Source organism: Streptomyces sp. UG1, from assembly GCF_049974585.1.
Taxonomy (GTDB): domain Bacteria; phylum Actinomycetota; class Actinomycetes; order Streptomycetales; family Streptomycetaceae; genus Streptomyces.
Genome location: NZ_JBNGGG010000039.1, coordinates 31,019 through 51,332, shown reverse-complemented (window position 1 = coordinate 51,332; position 20,314 = coordinate 31,019). Strand labels below are relative to the sequence as shown.

Here is a 20,314-nt window from a genome sequence, read left to right as displayed (position 1 = left end):
CAGGGAAGGAGCCGGCCGAAGCCCGCCTCCCGCATCGCACGCGCATTTCCTGGAGCCCCGTGGACGCCAAGAACCGATTCGAGACGAAGACCACCTTCGCATTCGCCCGAATGGAATGGCTGGCCCTTCTGGTCGTTTCGCTCGTGCTCGCCTTTCAGCACCTCTCCGAGATCCGCTGGGCCGTCTTCGTGGCGCTCTTCGCGGTCATCGACGTCATCGGCTACATCCCCGGCGCCATCGCCCACCGGCGCAGCCGGGGCAAGCGCATCGCCCGCGGCTACTACGTGGCCTACAACACGATGCACAGCCTGGTCACCGCAGGTGTCCTGGCCGGGGCGTGGTCCCTGTTCGCCGGTCCGGAATGGGCCCTGCTCGCCCTGCCCATCCACCTCCTCGGAGACCGAGCCCTCTTCGGAAACTCGCTCAAACCTTTCGGTGTCGCGTTCGAACCCGAAACTCATCCCGCCTATCGCACGTTCGAACGGCAATACCGGGCCGCCGGTGCCGAAGTGTCGCGAGACCGGGAGGAGCGGGCCCATGCCGTCCGTGCTTGACACACTCACCGAACACAGCGACAACCCCAGCTCCTTTCTCGCCCTGAACAGCGGCAACGAGTACTTCCGCGACCAGCGGTGGAACGGCGTGTGCGCCTATCGCCGATCCGGACGCCATGTCCTGCAATTCGGCGGCCCGTTCACCGCCCCCGCACACCGGGAACAACTACTGGACTCCTTCGTGGCCCACGCCGGACGCCGCCTGGTCGCCGTGCAACTGCAGCGCGAGGACGCCGAGCTGTACGCGGCCCACGGCTTCACGGTCAACCAGATCGGGGCGTCGTACGCGGTCGACCTGGCCCGGTTCACGCTGCGCGGCTCACGGTTCGTACGGCTGCGGAACAAGATCTCGCGGGCCCGGCGCGCGGGCCTCGAGGTCGCCGAGGTCCAGCCCGGCGACGACTGCGCCGAACTGGACCGGGTGGACGAGCCGTGGCTGCGCGACAAGGGCCGCCACGTCAAGGAGCTGCAGTTCCTCGTCGGCCAGCGCACCGGGCCGCTGCAACGCCACCGCCGGCTCTTCGTCGGCCGCATCGAGGGCGAAGCCGTCGGCTACATCAACTACTCACCCGTCTACGGCAGCCGCCCCGGCTGGCTGCACGACCTCAGCCGGCGCCGGCCCGACGCGCCGCCCGGTGTGATGGAGGCGCTCAACGCCACCGTCATGGAACACCTCGTCGCCGACGGCGCCGGCTGGCTGCACTTCGGCTTCACCCCGTTCACCGGACTCGACGAGGAACACGAAGTACCCGGCCACAGCCGGACGTTCGCCCGGTTCGCCCGACTGCTCGCCGAGCGCGGCAAGGCGATCTACCCGGCCGTCTCCCAGCTCGAGTACAAGGAGAAGTGGGCCCCGCACGTGGTGCTCCCGGAGTACATCGCCTTCCTGGGCAAGCCGCGCATCCCCGCCGTATGGCGACTGCTGCGCGCCACCAACGCCGTCTGACGCCATCCGGCACACCGGCGCGCGCCGCCGCACGACCGCCCCACGAGGTCGCCGGCCCGCGCCGCCGTACGCCCGAAGACCACCCCACACCTTCGGAGGACCGCACCGGCATGAGATTCCTCGAGCGTGAACGCACCACCCTGGCCAAGCTGCTGCCGGACCTGGACCCCGCCCTGCGCGAGACGCCGCTCATGGACCTGGAGCGGCCGGACAGCCCCGGAATCCGGTTCTTCCGGGACAGCGGCGGGCCCGGGCTGCTCGTTCCGGAGGCCCATCAGGGCCGTGGCGCCACGGCGTTGGACGCGCTGCGCGTGCAGCGGGCCATCGGCAGCCGCTCGCCGTCGCTGGCCGTGGCGACCACCATGCACCACTTCTCGATGGCCACGCTCGTCGGCCTGGGCGACCAGGGCGAGGGGCTGGAGTGGATGCTCATCGAGGGCGTGGCGGCGAGCAACCGCATCATCGCCTCCGGCTTCGCCGAGGGCCGCCGCGGCGCCGGCATCCTGGAACCGACGATGACCGCCGAGGTCACCGGGGACGGCGTACGCATCAGCGGCGTCAAGCGCCCGTGCAGCCTGGCCCGCTCCATGGACGTGCTGACCGCCAGCGTCCTCGTGCCCCGCGAGGACGGGCAGGGCGACGAAGTCGCCGTCGCGCTGGTCCCCGCCGAGAGCGAGGGCGTCAGCGTCAGCGGCTTCTGGTCCAGCACCTTCCTGGCCGGGGCGGAGAGCGACCAGGTCACGCTCACCGACGTCGTCGTACCGCCGGAGCTGCTGCTGCGCACCGCGGCCACCGCCCAAGGAGGCATCGACGAACTCCAGACGGCCGGGCTGATCTGGTTCCAGCTCCTGATGACGGGCAGCTACCTCGGCACCGCCTCCGCCCTCGTCGAACGGGTCCTGCTCAACGACCGGATCCCCGAGCACGAGCGGGTACGGCTCTTCGTCGAGACCGAGGCCGCCGCGGCCGCCGCCGAAGGCCTCGCCCGCCGCGTCGACGACGGCGACCTCGGCGAGTCCGCGCTCGCCCAGGCGCTGTACGTCCGCTACGGCGTCCAGGACGCCGTGGCCCGGGTCGTCCCGCGCGCCGTCGAACTGCTCGGCGGGCTCAGCTTCATGACGTCCGACGAGGTCGGCCACCTCGCCGCCTGCGCCAACGGACTGGCCCTGCACCCGCCGTCCCGGGCCAGGATGACCGGCCCCTTCGCCGACTACCTGGCCGACCGTCCGCTGACCATCGCGTGACCGGCGTGGCCACCCACCGCCCTGTGCCGGCCGAGACCAGTTGGGGGAGCACACCCATGCCGCCACACCTCCCGCGTCCCACCGCCCTGCCCACGCCGAACGACGCACCGCACGACCGCCCGACCCTGCTGCTCACCGGCGGGACCGGCGTCCTCGGACGGGCCCTGATCGACGAACTGTGCGCCGACTTCGATCTGCTCTGCCTGCGCCGCAACCGCCCCCTGGACGACCCCCGGGTGCGCGAGCTCCAAGGCGACCTCCTCGCCCCACGCCTGGGCCTGACCCCGCGCGCCTGGCACGAACTCGCCCTCGAGGTGGACGTCGTCCTGCACTCCGCCGCCGAGACCAACTGGCGGATGCCGCCCGCCGACATCGTGCGCACGAACACCCTCGGCACCGAGACCACCCTCGACCTCGCGGCCCGCGCGGACGCGCCGCTGTACCTGGTGAGCACCGCGTTCGTGGCCAGCGTCCCCAGCGAGGAGGACGCACGCCGCTTCCCCGGTGCCGCCGCCTACCTCGCCTCCAAGACCCGGGCCGAACAACTGGTCCGCGAGGCCGACCTGCCCGGCGCGATCGTGCGCCCGTCCGTCGTGATGGGCGACTCCACGTCCGGCCGGATCGCCGGCGTGCAGGGGCTGACCAAGACCCTCGGCTCGATGGTCCTGGGACAGGTGCCGGTGCTGCCGGGCGCGCCCGACGCCCGCGTCGACATGGTCCCGCAGGACTATGTCAGCCGGGCCATCGGCGACCTCGTCCGCGGCGGGGTGAGCAGCGGCGAGTTCTGGCTCACCGCGGGCAAGGAGACGCTGCGGCTGCGTGAACTCGCCGACACCTGCGCGGAGTTCGCCGTCCGCTGCGGCCTGCCCGTACCGCACCGGCCCCGGCTCATCCCCGTCGAGGCGGTGCACCGGCTGCTGCTGCCCATGCTGGAGGGCACCGCACTGCCCGAGTCCACGCGCCGCAGGTTCCAGCACTACGCCGAGCTGCTACTGGTCTTCCAGCGCGAACTGCCCTTCGACACCTCGCTCGGCCAACCGCACTGCGGCGCCCGCCCCAGCCACGCCGACATCCGCGCCGCGCTCGTACGCAACCTGGAGAGCTGGGCCGACGACCGCCCCGCCCTCCTCACCCGCCACCGCGCCGCCCACGCCATGACGACCCGGACGGAGGTGGCGTCGTGACGATCTCCCCGGACACGGCGGACGTATCCGCACCGGCGCCGAGCGGTGTATCCGCGCAGGGGTCGCCGGGTGCATCCGTTCAGGGGGCACCCGGCGTACCAGCGCAGGGGGCGCCGGGCGCATCCGCACCGGCGTCCACCGGCGCATCCGTACAAGAGCCGCCCGGCGTACTCGTACAGGCTCCGGTCGCCGCACCCGCAGAAGCCACCGGCGCCCCGCCGACCGCGTCGTCGCCCACCGCCCCCGCCGCCTCCACCACCCCCACCGGCACCCTCGACCTCTACCTGCGCCACATCGGCTCCGGCCGGGCCGTCATGGGCCGGGTGCTCGGTGGTATGGCCGAGGTGCGTTCCGAAGGTTGCTGGATCCACACCGACGACGGTCGCAGGCTCCTCGACTTCGGCGGGTACGGCGTCTTCATCCTCGGCCACCGGCACCCGGCCGTCGTCGCGGCGGTGCACCGGCAGATCGACCTCCACCCGCTGGCCAGCCGCGTCTTCCTGGAACCGGTCGCCGCGCGCGCCGCGCAGGCGCTGGCCGCCCACACCCCGTCGGGACTGGACTTCGTCCACTTCGTCAACTCCGGCGCCGAGGCCACGGAAGCCGCCCTCAAGCTGGCCCGCGCACACGGCCGCAACGCGATCGTCACGACCCGCAAGGGCTTCCACGGAAAGACGCTCGGCGCCCTCAGCGTCACCGCCAACGCCACCTACCAGGCGCCCTTCCAGCCTCTGCTGCCCGACACCACCCAGGTCGCCTACGGTGACGCCGCCGACCTCAAGCAGGCGCTGGCCGCCCGCCGCGACCGTGCCTGCGTCATCGTCGAGCCGGTGCAGGGCGAGGGCGGCGTACACATCCCGGAACCCGGCTACCTCACCGAAGTCGCCGCGCTGTGCCGCGAGTTCGGCGCGCTGCTCGTCGTGGACGAGATCCAGACCGGGCTGGGCCGGCTGGGCACCTGGTGGGGCGTGGACGCGGAGGGCGTCCGCCCGGACATGCTGCTGGTCGGCAAGGGCCTCAGCGGCGGCGTCGTACCGGTCGCCGCGATGGTCGCCACGGCGGAGGCCTACGCCCCCTTCAGCCGGGACCCCTATCTGCACACCTCCACCTTCGGCGCCTCCCCGATCGCCTGCGCCGCCGCCCTCGCCGCCGTGCGGACCATGGAGCGCGAGGACACCGTGGCCCGCGCGGCCGGCCTCGGCGCGCGCATCCTCGCCGGGGTACGGGAGACCTGCGCGCCGTACCGCGAGATCCTCGTCCAGGACGTGCGCGGGCGCGGGCTGCTGATCGGGATCGAGTTCACCGAGGAGCGCGCGGTCGGCGAACTCCTGCTGGAGCTCATCGCCCGCGGCGTCCTCGTCAACCACTCCCTGAACTCGACCCGCGTGCTGCGCCTGACCCCGCCGGCCGTGGTCGAGGACGCCGCGCTCGACCAGTTCTTCACCACGCTCGCGGAGGCCCTGCACGTAACCGCCGCGCGTATGGCCGGTTGACCTCACTGACCGGTTGCCCCCCACAGCTACCGGACGCAATCCCGGAAAGGAACCGATCGACCATGCGTCATGTGGTCCTGCACGCGATCGCCGACGGCCAGGAGCCGGCCGCCGTCTACCACCGCATCACCGACTTCCGCCGCTACCCCGAACTCACCGACACCGTGCGCGAGGTGAGCGTGGACACGCTGCCCGACGGCTCGGTGGTGTCGGACTGGACCGTGTCGTTCCGGGGCGGGCTGATGCGGTGGCGGGAACGCGACACCTTCGCGCCGGACACGCTCACCCTCACCTTCGAGCAGCTCAGCGGCGACTTCCAGACCTTCGAGGGGAGCTGGCGCTGCGAACCGCGCGACGGCGGCACGCTCATCGTCTTCACCGCCTCCTTCGACCTCGGCATCCCGACCCTCGCCGAGATCCTCGACCCCGTCGCCGAGTCCACGCTGCGGACCAACATCGCCCGCATCGTGGCGGGGCTGGTGGGCGCGGAGGTGACCGATGAGTGCGCCGCGTCCGCTCACGGCTGATCCCTCCCCTCCCTCCCCGTACGACGACCCCCTCCGCGACGAGCCCGGCCCCGGAGCCCCCCGCTGTCTCGCCCTCTACGCCAAACTGGCGGCCGGCGTGAGCGTCGTGACAGCCCGGGGCGAGGACGGACCCCTTGGCATGACCGTCTCCGCCGTGACCTCGCTGTCGGCCCGGCCGCCGCTGCTCCTGGCCTGTCTGCGCGACGGCTCCCGCACCCTCGCCGCCGTCCGCGCCCGGGGCGCCTTCGCGGTCCACCTGCTGCGCGAGGAACAGCACGACCTGGCCGGCCGGTTCGCGAACCCGACGACACCCGCCCCCCGGCGGTTCGCCGGCACCGACACCCGGCAGGTCCTCGGCGTCCCGGTGATCGCGGGGGCGCTGGCCTGGTCGGTGTGTCTGGTGGCGGATGTACGGGGCTACGGTGACCATCACCTGGTCGTCGGGCAGGTCGCCGCCGTGCACGTGGGCGGCGGGCGCCCGCTGCTGTGGCACGACCGCCGGTTCCGCTCGCTGCGCGAACTCGTGCCGGAGGGCAGCGGATGACGCCGTCGGCGGACGGAGTCCCGGCCTGGACCCTGCCCGAACTGCCCGCACAGCCCCCGCTGCACGGCACGGCCACGGCGGACGTGGCGGTGGTCGGGGCCGGTCTGGCCGGCCTCGCCTGCGCCTACCGCCTGGCCGAGCGCGCCCCCGGCCGCGACATCGTGGTGATCGACGCCGAGGGCCCGGCCGCCGGGGCCAGCGGCCGGGGCACCGGTCTGCTGGGCCCGCGGGCCGGACCCGCGATCGACCGCGCCGTACGCCGCCATGGGCCCTGGGCCGCACGCCGGATGCATCTGGCGAGCGTACGGGCGGTGACGGCGGTCCTCGATCTGTGCCGGCGGCTCGACGTGCCGTGCGGGCTGCGGCCCGGCGCGCAGATCATGGCGACGCGCGCACCGGCCGGCCTGGCGTCGCTCGAGCGGCAGTCCCGGGCCTATCGCGCGCTGGGCCTGGACGTGCCGGAGCTGTCCGGCGCCCAGGTACGCGCGCGCGTGGGTGTGCCGTACACCGCGGGGCTGCTGCACCGCACCGCCGCCACCCTGGACCCGGCCGCCCTGACCGGAGCCCTCGCCCGCGCCTGCGCCGCCAAGGGCGTGCGGTTCCACGGGCACAGCCCACTGCTGGCGATCCGCGCGGGGGAGCGGGCCGGCTCCGAGCTGCTCTTCCCGCACGGCAGGCTGCGGGCCGGGCAGGTGGTGCTGGCCGTCAACTCCGCCGCGCGGTCACTGGGGCTGCCGGTCGGCACGGTCCTGCCGCTGGAGGTGTACGGCCTCGCCACCGCGCCCGTGAGCGACGAGGCGTACGAGGCACTGGGCGGGCACGAGGGGTACGCCCTGGTCGACGTCCTGCCGATGGGCCCGTACTTCCGGCCGCTTCCCGACGGCGGGCTGGTCGCGGGCGGCGGCACGGTCACCCTCCCGACCGGACTCGGGGCGGCACGGCTGCGCGCCGCGCGGGAGCGGGCCTGGGCGTGGCTGGCCCGCTGGGTGCGGTCCCTGCACCCGGAACTCGCCCATCTGCCGGTCACCCACCGCTGGTCCGGCCGCATCGGCATGACCGGCGACGGACTGCCGGTGGTCGGCCCCGTCCGCGGCCTGCCCCACGTCTGGTACATCGGCGGCTGCTGCGGCCACGGCCTGGCGCTCTCGGTCGCCCATGGCACCCACATCGCCGCGACCCTCCTGGACGACCCTGACCCCGAACCCGGCGGCCCCCTGCCCTGGCACCGCCCGACCGCCCCACGCATGCCCGTACACGGCCCCGCCCGGCCCCTGCTGCGGACCTATCTGGACGCGCTGGGGCGGGCGACGCGGGGGGCCTGTTGAGGACCGGTCCACCGACATGCCCCCGACGAGGAAGCCGGGCACGCGCGGAATCGAGCAAGCATGGGGAGGCACCTCGCGGGCGCCGAGCGCGAGAGGGGAAGCCCGGCGCAGGCGGGGCGCGCGGTGGTGCGAGGGAGCCCGGGGCAGGCGGGGCGCGCGGTGGTGTACGCCGCTGTGGCGCCGTACCGCCGACGGGGTATGCCGGCCCCGACCGTCAACAGCGGCGCGACGCCCACCGGCCACACCGGCCTGGGCCACGGCTAGGCCCCGCCGACCCGGCTCACCGCTCGGCCCCGCCGGCCCCGGCTCACCGCTCGGCCCCGCCGGCCCCGGCTCGCCGCTCGGCCCCGCCGGCTCGGTCGCGGCACCCGGTCTTCCAGCCCATCGCACCAACTCGTCCTACCAACCCGCCCCACCGACTTGGCCGATCACCGGGACCCACTGGCCGTCCAACCGACTTGCCCGATCACCAGGGCCCGCCGCCTGTCCCGCCGATATGCCCCCACCACTTGGACTCACCGGCCGTCCCACGGACTTGGCCGATCACTGGGGTCTGCCGCCTGTCCCGCCGATATGCCCCCACCACTTGGACACACCGGCTGCCCCACGGACTTGGCCGATCACCATGGCCCGCCGCCCGTCCCGCCGACACGCCCCCACCACCTGGAACCGCCAGCCCGTCCCACCGACTCGGCCGACCACTGGGACCCGCCAACCCGCCCCACCGACACGCCCCACCACCCGGACCCACCGGCCGCCCCACCAACACGGAGGTAGCCCCCCATGACCACCCGACGCCCCCTCGGCGCCGACGGCTGTCTGCCGCCGGTGCTTCGGATGGGTACCGCGGATCTCGCCTACCGCCTGGCCACACACGGCAGACCGCTGCCGGTCGTCTTCGTGTTCACGTTCGGCGGGCGGGCGCCGAGCCTGGACGCCGTACGCGCGCGCGTGGCCGAACGCGCCCACCGGATCCCGGCGTTGCGCTACCGCATCGCGCCGGACCGCCCCCGGTTCCGGCGCGTCGAGCGGATCGCCGTCGAGCAGCATGTGCACGAGGCGCGGCTGCCCGAGCACGCCGACGACGCGGAGGCCGGGCGGTTGATGCTGACCCGGCCGGTGAACCCCGACAGCCGGCCCCGGTGGGACGTGTGGCTGGTGCACGGGCCCACCGGCGGCTACAGCCTCTGCTACCGCTCCGACCACACCATCCAGGACGGCGTCGGCGCCGCCCACACCGCCCGGGCCCTCCTCGCCGACCACCCCGAGGGCGGCCCCGCCGCGTACCGCCCCGCCCGGCCGACCGCCCGAGGCATCGCCGGTGCGCTCGGCGACGCCGTGGGCGGCTTCCGCGGGCCCACCCCCAAGCCGGCCGTCGACGGCGCGAGCAGCGGCCGTATCACGCTGTGCCGGACGCTCACCCCCCTGGCCAGGCTGCGCACCATCGGCCGTACGCACGGCGGCACGGTCAACGACGTCTATCTCACCGCCCTGTCCCACGCCGTCCACACCTGGCACATGAAGGCGACCGGAACGCCGCATCCGCCGCTGCCGGTCGCCGTACCCATGTCGGTGCGCGCGCCGGGCGAGGAGTGCGTCCCCGGCAACCGGATGGTCACCGCCCGGCTCCTGCTGCCCTGCGACGAGCCGTCGCCGCTCGCCGCCTTCGCCCGGGTCGTCGCGGCCACGAGCCACCTGCGCGCGAGCCGGCGCCGGGACGCCGTCCGCCTGCTGCTGGCGGCCACGCCACGGGCCCTCGGCGCCCGACTGGGCACGCGGATGGTCAACGGCGACGTCGTCGCCGGACCGGCGAGCAGCGTGAACTTCGGTGCCGCCCTGGTCCACCAGGGCGCCGCCTCCCGAAGCGCCGCCGTCTTCTCCGGACTGGCGGCCGGCATCCGCTTCCTGGCGACGCTGACGAGCCAGCACGACACCGCGTGCCTCACGGTCGTGCACGACGAGACGCTGGCCGGAGCCGACGAACTCCCGGACCTGTGGCTGGCGGCACTGCTGGAACTGGAGCGGGCGTAGCCTGCCGTATCGAGGGACGAACAGGAGCCCCGGCCGCCGACACGGCCGGGGCCCCTTCGCATCCCGCACTACTTCTTCAGCGTGCCGGTCGTCAGGAACACGCACCTCGCCGCCGCCTCGGTGAGCAGCGGCAGATACGGGGAGAGCCGCTGGACGACATACGGCAGTGTGAAGAGGTCGGCGACGCGGGCCTCCCAGCCGTGCCCCGCCCACCAGGCCTCCGGATCGGCGAGCTGCCAGCGCCAGGCGATGCCGGTGGCGGACAGGGCCTCCAGGAAGGGCGCCACGAACGACGAGGAGGCGGACTCGCTGTTCACGCACTCGGCGCCGAACGTGCTGCCGGGCGCGGAGAGTTCCGTCATCGTGCCGACGATCGACTCCACCGTCCCGGGTTCGAGGTGGTAGAGGATCGTCTCGCCCAGCCACGCGGTGGGCCGGCGCGGGTCGAAGCCCGCCGCGAGCAGGTCCTCGGCCCAGCGCCCGGCCGGATCGACGGCGACCGTGCTGCGCCGCCCGCAGGTGGGCGGGTGCCAGTCCAGCACACGGTCCTTGAAGTCCAGTACGGCAGGGCTCTCGACCTCGAAGACGTGCACTCCTGTCGGCCAGCGCAGCCGGAAGGCCCGGGTGTCGAGACCGGCCCCGAGCAGCACCACCTGGCGGCAGCCCGAGCGGGACGCGGTCAGCAGGTGCTCGTCGAAGAAGCGGGTGCGCACCACGGCCCAGTCGGGCAGCAGCCGCTGCAACGGGCCGTCGCCGGGCGGCCCGTCGCCGAACCGGGCCGCGTGCAGGAAGTCCGCCGCCCAGGGATCGAGCACATACGGCGCGTCCCGGCCGCACTCGGCGGCGTGCGCGGCGGCCGTCCAGAGCGCGACACGCGAGAGGCCGTACGGCGGTGCTGTGCCGTCGGGCAGCGTGCCGCCCGGCGCGGACGGGGTCTGCGGGCGGGTGGTCTCGGGCAAGGCGAACCTCCGTATGGGCATGGAGAGCGTCGAGGTCGTGCGGCAGGGCGGCGGGTCAGCGGGAGCGGCGGCGGGCGAGCAGGTAGGCCATCGCGCCCAGGGCGAGCAGGCCGCCGGACGGGCGCGTGGGGCGCTGGCCGCCCATCGCGGCGGTGGTGCGCGGCTCGTGGACCTGCAGCGCGAACTGGCGGTTGGCGATGTCACCGAGCACCCCGCGCACCTGCTCGGGGCTGGTGACGGCGGCGAGCAGCAGCTCCATGGAGTTGCGGGCGAACTGGTGCCGCCCCAGGAACTCGCGGCCCAGCGCGAAGAGGATCTTCGGCACCTCGCCCTGGAACACCTCCGGCAGCGTGATCTCGGGGGCCAGGCAGCGCACCGAGCCGTCGAGGTTGGCGAAGGACTTGCCGAGCAGCGAGACCGCCGGGGGTGAGCCGATGCCCCGCTTGGTCGCCTTCGCGAGCACGGTGGTCAGGGAGACGCCGAAGTTCAGGTCCTCCAGGGACAGATGGGAGACCTTGGGCACGAACGCCGCCATGTCCGCGGCGAACGCGGGCATGTTGGACCAGGACGTCACCCGGCCCATCTCGGCCCAGTGGTGCGCGAGCCCGGCGCCGTCGTTCTGCGCCAACGTCATGAACAGCGGCAGCAGTTGGAGGCTGGTACGGCGGTCCAGACGGCCGACCATGCCCCAGTCGATCAGCGTCGCGGGTCCGCCGGGTGCCGCGAAGACGTTGCCCGCGTGCGGGTCGGCGTGGAAGACGCGGTGCACGAAGTACCCGTGGTACATGAAGCGCAGCAGGTCGCGGCCGATCTCGATGCGCTCGTCGTCCGTGAAGTGGCCGCGGTCGATGTGCCGTACCGACGTCCCGGGGGCCAGCGACTGGACCAGGACCCGTGGGCTCGCGTGCAGCACCCTGGGCACTTCCAGGGTGCGGAAGTCACGTACGTACTGCCGGGCCTCGTCCATGTTGCGGGCCTCGCCGGTGAAGTCCAGCTCGGGCTCCATCGCGTCGAAGACCGAGCCGAGCATCGCCTCGATGTCGATGACCTCGTTGAAGCGGGGCGCGACCCGGGCCACGATCCGCGACGCGCGGCGCATCAGGGCCATGTCTGCGAACACGCCCTCGCGGATGCCGGGCCGCTGGATCTTGACCACGGCCGGCCGGCCCCCGGGCAGCGTCACCCGGTACACCTGGGCGAGCGAGGCGGCGCCGAGCGGGGCGACGGTGTCGATGTCGTCGAACCGCAGCTTCCAGTCCGGGCCGAGGTCCTGGGCCAGTACCGACTCGAAGACCGGGAACGGCTGGACGTCGACCTGGTCGTGCAGGTTCTGCAGTTCGTCCCGGATCGACTGCGGCACCATGTCGGGCCGGGTGGACAGGATCTGACCGAGCTTCACATAGAAGGGGCCGAGACTCTCCAGGGCGTGCCGCACGGCCTTGGCCCGTCGCTCCTCGGCCCCGGCGCCGTCCTCCTGGTCCTGTCTCGTACGTCTGCGCAGCCGCGTGGACTGGCCGACCTCGTCGACGACGAGGCTTCCGAGCACCTTGACCACCAGCCGCAGCCGATCCCCGACGACGGACGCCATCGTGAGTGATCTCCTCAGGTAGAGCGGGTCGAGCGGGTCGCGAGGGCCGGGTCGATGACCGGCGGCGGGCGGTTGCCTGCGCCGCCGGTCACCGGCACCGTGTTCCGGTCGGCCCGAGTGCGTCGGACGTACTCGGACGTACCGCCCGTCAGGCCGACGTGGCCTTGCCGGCCTGGGCCTGCAGCGCCTGGATGAGCTGCGGGATCAGTTCCAGGAGCTGGGTGAGCTGGGCCGGCAGCGAGAGCACGTCGCCCACGCCCTCGGCGGCGTGTCCGACTCCGCCAGCCAACTGGCCGACGCCCCCGGCGAGTTGCCCGAGCCCACCGAGCGCGTTCGCCGCGCCGCCCACCGCGGCCAGCGGGTTGGCGCCGCCCCCCGTGAGGGCGGCGAGGGGGTTGGCCGCGCCCGCGGCGCCCGCCGCCCCGGTCAGCGCCGCGAGCGGGTTGGCGGCGCCGGCCGCTCCCGCCGCCCCCGTCAGCGCGGCCAGCGGATTGCCGGCCGCTCCCGTGACCGCCCCGAGCGGATTCGCCGCCCCCGCGAGCAGCGCGGCCGGGTTGGCGGCGCCGGACAGGGCCGCCAGGGCGTTTGCCGGCAGCCCGGCCAGGGCCTCTACGGAGCCGGTGGCCGACGACGACTTCTCGGGGCGGTTGAGAATGTCGTCGAACGCCTCCTTTCCGCTGTCGGCCATATTGCCCACGAGGTCCTTGAGAATGTCCTGCATGTTCTTGTTGGACATGAGCGAATTTCCCTTCGGTTTCCGTTATCCCGGGACGTCTTCCATGGCCTTCACACAGGCCGTTCTGAGGCGTGCTCGCCCTCTGGTGAAAGCGGCCTCGGCCGCCTTGAGGGAGATATTGTGGATGCGCGCGAATTCCGCCGTGGAAATTCCCTTGGCCCGGGCGAGTATCACTTCCTGCTCCCGCCCGCGAAGCTGCTGGACCTGGTCGAGCAGCCATTTGCCGAAGTCCTCGTCGCAGACGTCCTCCTCGGTCGTCCCGGAGGCGTCCAGGAAGGCCGTCCGCTCTAACAGGCGTCTGCGTCGTTCCAGGTCACGGTAGAAGTCCGTGCACAGGCGCAGCGCCACGGAGGTGAGGAAGGGACCCAGCCTGCTGCCGTCCAGGGCGGAGTGCGCGGCTGCCCGGGCCATCGTCTCCTGCACGCAGTCCTCGGCGTCCTGATGGCTCGGGAGTCGGCGTCGGACCAGCCGCATGAGGCGGTCCCGGTGCTGGGATATGTCGTCCCAGGAGCATTGGGCGGGCGAGGGGCAGGTGGAATGTCGCGCCATATGGAGTGCAGCCCGTAGTCTCTCGATCGAGCAGGGGGAATGGTGGCCCGAATTCAGATTGTGGGCCACAATTTTTTCCTACCCGAGGTGCCGGTGCGGCAAACCGTAAGCCCGTATCCCGGAATGTGCAGAAATGAATTTTCCGGGCGCTGCCGTTCCTATTTTCGGGCGGGAATCTCCCGCCGGGCCCAGTCGCGGTTCCAGTTGACCCACATGTCCCGCGCGGTCTGCCGCACCAGCAGGCCGCCGCGCCGCACATCGGTGGTGAGGGCCTGCACGGCCTCCTTGCCCACGAGCCGCGCGCCCCCCGTGAAGTACATGCCCCTGACGTGCCGGGGCGAGCGGAACTTGCCCCACAGCAGGATCCGCATCAGCGGCCACAGGGTGAACACCCCGGACGGGCAGCGGTCCTCGGGGTCGAGCGTGCCCCACACCGCCGGGCACAACTCGCTCTCCCGCAGCAGGGCGAAGATGTGCTCGACGGCCTGGTCCTTCGTGAGATCCCCCGCCCCATAGGCCAGTACGGCGTCCCGGGCCTGCTCGAAGAGCTGCCCCACCCAGGGATTGTCGACCCCCTGAAGGCCCCGATAAGGAGCCTTCTCCAAAGCGTCGAAACAGGCCGGATCACGCGTCTTCTCGAATGCCACGGCCGCCTGGTTCTGCGCGTTCGTCCCGTAGAGGGTGGTGATGGTCCACACCCGGTTCCAGGCGTTCCACAACTCGAAGTCGTCGAACGACAGATAACTGCACGACACCAGGTCGTCGTAGAACCGGAACATCCGCTTGATCCAGTTCTCCAGATACGCGAACCGCGCGGTGTCGAAATCGTCCTCGCGCACCGCGCCGATCAGCCGGTGCCCCAGCGCGTTGAGCGCCATGACGGTGACCGCCAGCCCGCTGGAGAAGAGCGGGTCGATGAATTCACCGGCGTGCGGCAGCAGGCACCACCGGTCGCCGACCACCGTCCGGGAGGAGAACTGGGTGCGGTCGGTCGACCCATACGGCCGTACCGCCCGCGCCCGCTCGAACTGCCGGGCCACACTGGGGAACCGCCGCACATGGCGCCAGAACTCCTCCTGAGCGCCGACCCCTTCGGGACGCGGATAGCGGTCCAGGTCGAGATTGACGCCGACGCTGCACAGTTCGCTCGTGCTCGCGGAGTGGTTGTCGAACGGGATGACCCAGAACCAGCCGCCCTCGAAGAGATGGTGCAGCGTGCCCTGGCTGAACGGGCTGGGCATGCCGTGTTGTTCGCGCGGGGGCGCGACGGTGTCGAAGGGGCGCACGCCGACCATGTGCGTGAAGACGGTGCGCGAGCGCGTGCGGTACGGCGGCTCCTGCCGCAGCCCCAGCCGCTCGGGCAGCAGGGCCCGCATACCGCCGGCGTCGACGACGTACGACGCCTGGAAGGTGCCCTTCTCCCGGGTGACGAGCGTGACCCCGTCCTCGTCGAACTTCACGTCGTCCACGACGGTGTGGGTGTGCGCGGTGGCGCCGTAGGAGACCGCGACATGGAACATGTACGCGTCGACGTCCTGCCGCAGGTAGTGCGAGTCGGGTCCGAGCGGCGGCCCCCAGGTGGGGTACTGGGTGCACTCCTCGGCGCGGGTGGGCTCTCCCTCGCGGTGGTAGACGAAGCTGAAGTTGCGCTTGACGCCGCAGTTCGACGACACATGGCGGCGCAGCGCCCCGTTGGTCGCCAGGTGCTCGATCTCCGGGACGTCGTAGCGGCGGGCCAGGACCCGCAGGCCGAAGGTGGTCTCGGGGACGGTGGACTCTCCGATGGCGAACCTGGGGTGCCCGCTTCCCTCCAGAAGCAGCACCCGCACGCCGTGGCGGGCGAGGATCGCCGCCAGCATCGTTCCGCCGATGCCGCCCCCGACGATGGCGACATCGAAAGCACGCTGGTCGTCTTGCACGTCTTCGTCCTTTCGCGACGGGAAAAGCGCGGTGCCGGACCGGTGTCCGGCGGCCGTCAGACCGCCGGACCCGGCAGTGCCCGGCGCAGCCCGCAGGCCGCCACCCGGGCGGAGAACGACAGGGCGAACCAGGGAGTGGGCGCGAGCGCGGCCAACCGCCGCCGCTCGCCCGGCAGCCGGTGGCCGCCGCGACCGGTGACGTCCAGCCAGGCCCCGAAGTGCAGCAGCCGTGCCTCCGGGCCCGCGTGCGGGGCGGGCCAGGGCCGCATGTGCTCACGGACCGCCCGGGTCAGCGCCGCGCACCGCGCCTCGGCCACGCCGTGCCCGGCGAGGAAGCGGTCGAGCGACGCGGCCGAACGGCCGGGGAATCCGCCCCGCACCCGTGCGCCGCCCGACGTCAGCCCGGTGTCGTGGAACGCCGCCGCGACGAACAGCCCCGGCCGGTCGGAGTCGATGCCGTGGCGGCGCGCGTACGCGTCGGCCAGCAGGAACGTACGCAGCGAGTGCACCGCCGTGCGCGGCGGCACGAGCCGGGGCAGTTCCCGCAGCGCCGCCGCCACCAGCCGGTCTTCGAGCAGTTCCGCCACGGCCGGCTCGGCGAGCAGCGGACGCCATGGCTCCGGCTCCGCGTCACCTCGACCGGCCTCGTGGGGACCAGGGCCTCGCACGCCGTGCGGCTTGGCGGCCATGAGTGCTCCTCTCGCATATGCGACGTGCCGGTTGCGCCTGTCTCTTCTCTTTACGCTCGGGTCCGGCTTCCCCCTGCCCCCATCCGGCCACCGCCCGGACCTTGGCCGGTCTTCGCCCTCGCACCGTCGAACGCCAATGCGGCAGAGCGCGAATTCCGGCGAGCACGGGCAGAGATCACGGCACCGACCAGGCGCCACCGCGCTCGTCAAGGAGCCGCCCGTGAAGGCCAGTACGCCCGACCTCTGCGAACCCGCAGCCGCCCTCGCCCCGCGCCGGGTGCTGCTCGGCTACGGCGCGTTCGTCGGGATACCCGTCGGCGCCACGGCGCTGATCCTCGCCTCGGTCGGCTACGCGGGCCCCACCGGGCAGGCGCCCGCCGACTCCGCGGCCGTGCCCCTGTATCGGATCCTCGGCGTCCTGGCCCTGGTGACCGCCTGCGCCGCATGGGCCGGCGCACTGGCGCGCAGGGTCGGACAGCCCCGAGTGGTGGGGGAGATCGCCATCGCCGTGCTGCTCGGTCCCTCCGTCTTCGGCGCGCTGTCGCCCGACGCCCAACGATGGCTCCTGCCGCCCGAGGTGTTCCCGTTCCTCACCACGCTGGGCCAACTGGGCGTCACCCTCTTCATGTTCACCGTGGGGCGCGAGCTGTCACTGAGCGCGCTGCGACGCGACGGACTGTCCGCATCGACACTTATCGGCCATTCCGGCATCGCCATCCCCTTTCTGACCGGGGTGCTGGTCGCCCTGGCCCTCCCGGACGCCTACCGGCCCGACGGTGTGGGCGCGGTGCCGTTCGTGCTCTTCATGGGGCTGAGCCTGAGCGTCACGGCCGTACCCGTGCTGGCCCGGCTGCTGTCCGACGAGGGCCGGCTCACCACCCGGCTCGGCACCCTCGCGATGGCCTCCGCGAGCGTCGCCGACATCACCGCCTGGTGCCTGCTGGCGCTGGTCCTGGCCATCGCGAGCGGCGGATCGCCGGTGGCCGTGGGCATCACCGTCGGCTGGGTCGTGCTGTTCGGCCTCGTCGTGTGGCGGGTGCTCCGCCCACTGCTGCGGCGGCTGCTCGCACCGCGGCGCTGCGACGGCCCGATGGCCGCGGCCCGCACGGCGTCCATCGTCCTCGTGACCGTCCTGCTGTGCGCGCTCGCCACCGAACAGATCGGGGTGCACGCGCTGTTCGGGGCGGTGGCGGCCGGCCTCGCCATGCCGCGCACCGAGGCGGTGGAGCAGATCGCCTGGCGCGTGGAGGGACTCACGAGCTGGATGCTGCTGCCGTCGTTCTTCATGGCCGTGGGCCTGAGCACCCGTCTCGGCGCGGTGCCCGGGGCGACCGGCTGGCTCGTCTGCCTGGCCGTCCTGGCCGCCGCGGCCGCGGCGAAGTTCGTCGGCACGGTGGTGCCCGCGCGCCTGCTGCGCTTCTCCTGGCGGCAGTCGGCCCAGCTCGGCGCGATGATGAACTGCCGGGGCCTGACCGAACTGATCATCCTCAACACGGGACTCGCGGCCGGACTGCTCTCGCCCGCGCTGTTCGCCATGCTGGTGGTCATGGCGCTCGCCACCACCGCCATGACGGGACCGCTGCTGCGGCTCATGGACGACTGAACCGGAGTGCGGGGCGGGCGATGTGCGCCGGGCGTGCTCTTCGGTTCCCCTTTCGGGGGAGTTCCCGGGCGCGCGGGGCCGGGCAGCCAGTAGCGGTGATCGCTGTGCTGAACGTCCACGAACGTGTCCTGCCCGCACCCCAGAAGGCCGTCGGCGCCCTCATCGACCGGCTGGGCCGCGCGGACGACCGGCTCTGGCCGCCCGACTGGCCGCCGGTGCGCTTCGACGGGCCGCTGGCCGTGGGGGTGTCCGGCGGCCACGGCCCGGTGCGCTATGTGGTGAGCCACTATGTGCCGGGCCACTGGGTGCGCTTCCGGTTCACCGGACCGCGCGGATTCGACGGCTTCCACGAGTTCAGCGTCGAACCGCTGGACCAGGAGCACACCGTCCTGCGCAACACCCTCGTCCTGCGCCCGCACGGGGTGCGCTGGCTGGGCTGGCTGCTGTTCTTCCGCCCCATGCACGACGCGGCCTTCCGGCACAGCCTGGACTGCGCCGAGCGCGCGCTGACCGGACGGGTGGCGCGCGAGGTGAAGTGGGGTTGGTACGTCAGGCTGTTGCGCGCCGCGACCGCCCGCCTGGTGCCCCGACTGGCCGGCCGACCCAGGTCAGGGATCGGCGTGCCGGGGCCGTAAGACCGGGCGGACGAAGGAAGGTTGCCCGCAGGAAAGGCGGATCGCCGTGAGTCTCCCGCACCCTCACATCCCCGGCATCAACTCGGACGACATCGCCACGGACCTCACCGAGGCACCGCACCGCGCGGCCGGGCTCGGCCAGGCGGCTGTCGCCGGAGTCGTCGCCGCCGTCGACGTGGAGGCGGGGGAGGACGACTGGGACCTGCCCCTGACCGAGGAACATCCACGCCCGGTGGTGCTGGTGCACGGCACCTTCGGCAACCGCGGCTACACCTGGACCGAGGCCACCCCGCTGCTGCGGCGCGGCGGCCACCGCGTCTTCCGCCTCGACTACGGCCGGCACCTGCACCCGGTGCTCTTCGGGCTCGGCGACATCAAGACGTCGGCCCGGCAGCTCGGCGAGTTCGTCGACGAGGTCCTGCGGCGCACCGGCGCCGAGCAGGTGGACCTCGTCGGCTTCTCGCAGGGCGGCATGATGCCGCGCTACTACCTCAACGCCCTGGGCGGCGCCCCCAAGGTGCACAACTTCGTCGGCATCGCCCCCAGCAACCACGGCGTCACCGCCCAGGGCCTGATGAACCTCGCCCGGCAGATCCCGGGCGCCAGGGAACTGGTCGAGCAGGGCGCCGTGGGCACCGTCGTCCCGGCCTGGCCCCAGCTCCAGCACGACCACCCCTTCCAGCGCGAACTCGCCGATCTGGGCGAGACCACGGAGGGCGTCCGGCACACGGTGATCGCCACCTCCTACGACGACGTGGTCACCCCGTACACCTCCTGCGCGCTCGCCGGGACCGAGGGCCGCCACGTCAGAAACGTCGTCCTGCAGGACCTCGCCCCGGACGACCACACCGCACACGCCGCCATGCCCTACAACCCGACCGTCCTGAAGGTGGTCCTCGAGGCGCTGGCCGAGTGACCGTACGGCGCGCTCAGCGGCTGCCGTCCAGCAGCACCCGGGCGACCAGCGCCGGATCGTCGCTCATCGGCACATGGCCGCAGCCGGGCAGCCGCACCAGCCGGGCCCGCGGAATGATCCGCTTCGCCCGGACGCCCTGGCGGGGCACCAGGAGCCGGTCCCTGCTGCCCCAGGCCACCGTGACCGGAATCCCCGGCACATCGTCGGTGAACCTCACCTCCCGGCCCGAACGGAGGGTCTCGAAGAAGCCCTGCGCGCGCGCCAGCCCGACCGTCTCGGCGACCACGGACTCGGGCGAACGGCGGCCCGGGCGGGCGTAGATGGTGCTGGTCAGTCCGGCACGCCCGGCCGCCGAGCGGGACAGCCACTCGACGAGGGGGAGTGGCATCCGCTCGGCGGTGCGCCGCATCCCGGTCAGGACGGTGAAGGCGTACCGCCGCTCCAGCTCCGACCAGAACCCGGCCGGCGACAGCGCGGTGACGGATCGCGCACGGTTCGCCCGGCCGAGGTCCAGGGCCAGCAGTCCGCCCAGCGAGTTGCCCGCCACATGCGGCCGCTCCAGCTCCAGCGCCTCGCACAGCGCGCCGAGCACCACACTCATCGTCGGCAGGTCGTGCGCCAGCCCGTCCGGCAGCGCCGGGGACTGTCCGCACCCCGGCAGATCCACGGCGATCACCTCGCGCTCGGCCGCCAGGACGGGTATGACCGGGTCCCACACCTGACGGTGGTGGCCTATGCCGTGCAGCAGGAGCAGCGGTTCGCCGGTGCCCACGCGCGCGTAGGAGACCGTCATGCTCTGCGGGCCGTACGGAGTGGGGACTTTGAAGGAGGCGGTGGCGGACATGCTGCTCCTCGTCGGGGTCATGGGCCGG

The 20,314-nt window shown here is 73.0% G+C and carries 20 protein-coding genes; 13 read left to right on the top strand and 7 right to left on the bottom strand.

Annotated features, from left to right (window positions below; genetic code table 11):
- Positions 1-59 precede the first annotated feature (59 nt).
- From ACP4J3_RS36510 to ACP4J3_RS36465, 10 genes are all read left to right on the top strand, one after another.
- Complete coding sequence (locus ACP4J3_RS36510; protein WP_426540615.1) at positions 60-554, top strand: hypothetical protein; 495 nt, start codon at positions 60-62, stop codon at positions 552-554.
- On the top strand, positions 538-1,500 hold the full coding sequence (locus tag ACP4J3_RS36505; RefSeq protein WP_426540614.1) for a bifunctional lysylphosphatidylglycerol flippase/synthetase MprF: 963 nt from the start codon (positions 538-540) through the stop codon (positions 1,498-1,500). Before ACP4J3_RS36510 ends, ACP4J3_RS36505 begins: the two co-directional genes overlap by 17 nt.
- 110 nt (positions 1,501-1,610) lie before the next feature.
- Positions 1,611-2,744 (top strand): acyl-CoA dehydrogenase, encoded by a 1,134-nt coding sequence (locus ACP4J3_RS36500; protein ID WP_426540613.1) that lies wholly within the window; start codon positions 1,611-1,613, stop codon positions 2,742-2,744.
- 56 nt (positions 2,745-2,800) lie between these two features.
- Positions 2,801-3,928 carry an SDR family oxidoreductase gene (locus ACP4J3_RS36495; protein WP_426540612.1) on the top strand — a complete coding sequence of 376 codons (1,128 nt, stop codon included), beginning with the start codon at positions 2,801-2,803 and terminating at the stop codon, positions 3,926-3,928.
- A 284-nt stretch (positions 3,929-4,212) separates the two neighbouring features.
- On the top strand, positions 4,213-5,421 hold the full coding sequence (locus tag ACP4J3_RS36490; RefSeq protein WP_426540664.1) for an aspartate aminotransferase family protein: 1,209 nt from the start codon (positions 4,213-4,215) through the stop codon (positions 5,419-5,421).
- A gap of 62 nt (positions 5,422-5,483) precedes the next feature.
- Positions 5,484-5,948, top strand: coding sequence for a type II toxin-antitoxin system RatA family toxin (locus tag ACP4J3_RS36485; protein ID WP_426540611.1), 465 nt, complete (start codon positions 5,484-5,486; stop codon positions 5,946-5,948).
- Entirely contained in the window at positions 5,920-6,492 is a 573-nt protein-coding gene (locus ACP4J3_RS36480) for a flavin reductase family protein (protein WP_426540610.1), read from the top strand. The genes ACP4J3_RS36485 and ACP4J3_RS36480 overlap by 29 nt, the downstream gene beginning before the upstream one ends.
- The gene (locus tag ACP4J3_RS36475; RefSeq protein ID WP_426540609.1) at positions 6,489-7,817 is read left to right on the top strand and encodes an NAD(P)/FAD-dependent oxidoreductase; all 1,329 of its coding nucleotides are present in this window, start codon (positions 6,489-6,491) and stop codon (positions 7,815-7,817) included. The genes ACP4J3_RS36480 and ACP4J3_RS36475 overlap by 4 nt, the downstream gene beginning before the upstream one ends.
- 60 nt (positions 7,818-7,877) lie before the next feature.
- Positions 7,878-8,081: a hypothetical protein gene (locus tag ACP4J3_RS36470; RefSeq protein WP_426540608.1), complete on the top strand. Its 204-nt coding sequence runs from the start codon at positions 7,878-7,880 to the stop codon at positions 8,079-8,081.
- Between the two features lie 519 nt (positions 8,082-8,600).
- A complete protein-coding gene (locus ACP4J3_RS36465) occupies positions 8,601-9,848 on the top strand; it encodes a wax ester/triacylglycerol synthase domain-containing protein (protein WP_426540607.1) in 1,248 nt (415 codons plus the stop codon).
- Positions 9,849-9,916: 68 nt separating this feature from the next.
- On the opposite strand, the gene ACP4J3_RS36460 is transcribed toward ACP4J3_RS36465, so the two are convergent.
- The 6 genes from ACP4J3_RS36460 to ACP4J3_RS36435 all read right to left on the bottom strand — a co-directional run bounded on the left by ACP4J3_RS36460 (position 9,917) and on the right by ACP4J3_RS36435 (position 16,288).
- Positions 9,917-10,807 carry an SAM-dependent methyltransferase gene (locus tag ACP4J3_RS36460; protein ID WP_426540606.1) on the bottom strand — a complete coding sequence of 297 codons (891 nt, stop codon included), beginning with the start codon at positions 10,805-10,807 and terminating at the stop codon, positions 9,917-9,919.
- A gap of 55 nt (positions 10,808-10,862) precedes the next feature.
- Complete coding sequence (locus ACP4J3_RS36455; RefSeq protein ID WP_426540605.1) at positions 10,863-12,395, bottom strand: ABC1 kinase family protein; 1,533 nt, start codon at positions 12,393-12,395, stop codon at positions 10,863-10,865.
- 148 nt (positions 12,396-12,543) lie between these two features.
- Positions 12,544-13,131, bottom strand: coding sequence for a hypothetical protein (locus ACP4J3_RS36450; RefSeq protein WP_426540604.1), 588 nt, complete (start codon positions 13,129-13,131; stop codon positions 12,544-12,546).
- Positions 13,132-13,155: 24 nt separating this feature from the next.
- Positions 13,156-13,605: an RNA polymerase sigma factor gene (locus ACP4J3_RS36445; RefSeq protein ID WP_426540603.1), complete on the bottom strand. Its 450-nt coding sequence runs from the start codon at positions 13,603-13,605 to the stop codon at positions 13,156-13,158.
- A 233-nt stretch (positions 13,606-13,838) separates the two neighbouring features.
- Positions 13,839-15,599: an NAD(P)/FAD-dependent oxidoreductase gene (locus ACP4J3_RS36440; protein WP_426540602.1), complete on the bottom strand. Its 1,761-nt coding sequence runs from the start codon at positions 15,597-15,599 to the stop codon at positions 13,839-13,841.
- Between the two features lie 56 nt (positions 15,600-15,655).
- On the bottom strand, positions 15,656-16,288 hold the full coding sequence (locus ACP4J3_RS36435; RefSeq protein ID WP_426540601.1) for a hypothetical protein: 633 nt from the start codon (positions 16,286-16,288) through the stop codon (positions 15,656-15,658).
- Between the two features lie 220 nt (positions 16,289-16,508).
- Between ACP4J3_RS36435 and ACP4J3_RS36430 the strand changes: the two genes are divergently transcribed.
- The 3 genes from ACP4J3_RS36430 to ACP4J3_RS36420 all read left to right on the top strand — a co-directional run bounded on the left by ACP4J3_RS36430 (position 16,509) and on the right by ACP4J3_RS36420 (position 19,442).
- Positions 16,509-17,891 carry a cation:proton antiporter gene (locus ACP4J3_RS36430; RefSeq protein ID WP_426540600.1) on the top strand — a complete coding sequence of 461 codons (1,383 nt, stop codon included), beginning with the start codon at positions 16,509-16,511 and terminating at the stop codon, positions 17,889-17,891.
- A gap of 98 nt (positions 17,892-17,989) precedes the next feature.
- Entirely contained in the window at positions 17,990-18,526 is a 537-nt protein-coding gene (locus tag ACP4J3_RS36425; protein ID WP_426540663.1) for an SRPBCC family protein, read from the top strand.
- 46 nt (positions 18,527-18,572) lie between these two features.
- On the top strand, positions 18,573-19,442 hold the full coding sequence (locus ACP4J3_RS36420; protein ID WP_426540599.1) for an esterase/lipase family protein: 870 nt from the start codon (positions 18,573-18,575) through the stop codon (positions 19,440-19,442).
- A gap of 13 nt (positions 19,443-19,455) precedes the next feature.
- Here the strand turns inward: ACP4J3_RS36420 and ACP4J3_RS36415 are convergent, their stop codons facing one another.
- A complete protein-coding gene (locus ACP4J3_RS36415) occupies positions 19,456-20,286 on the bottom strand; it encodes an alpha/beta fold hydrolase (protein WP_426540598.1) in 831 nt (276 codons plus the stop codon).
- Positions 20,287-20,314 lie beyond the last annotated feature (28 nt).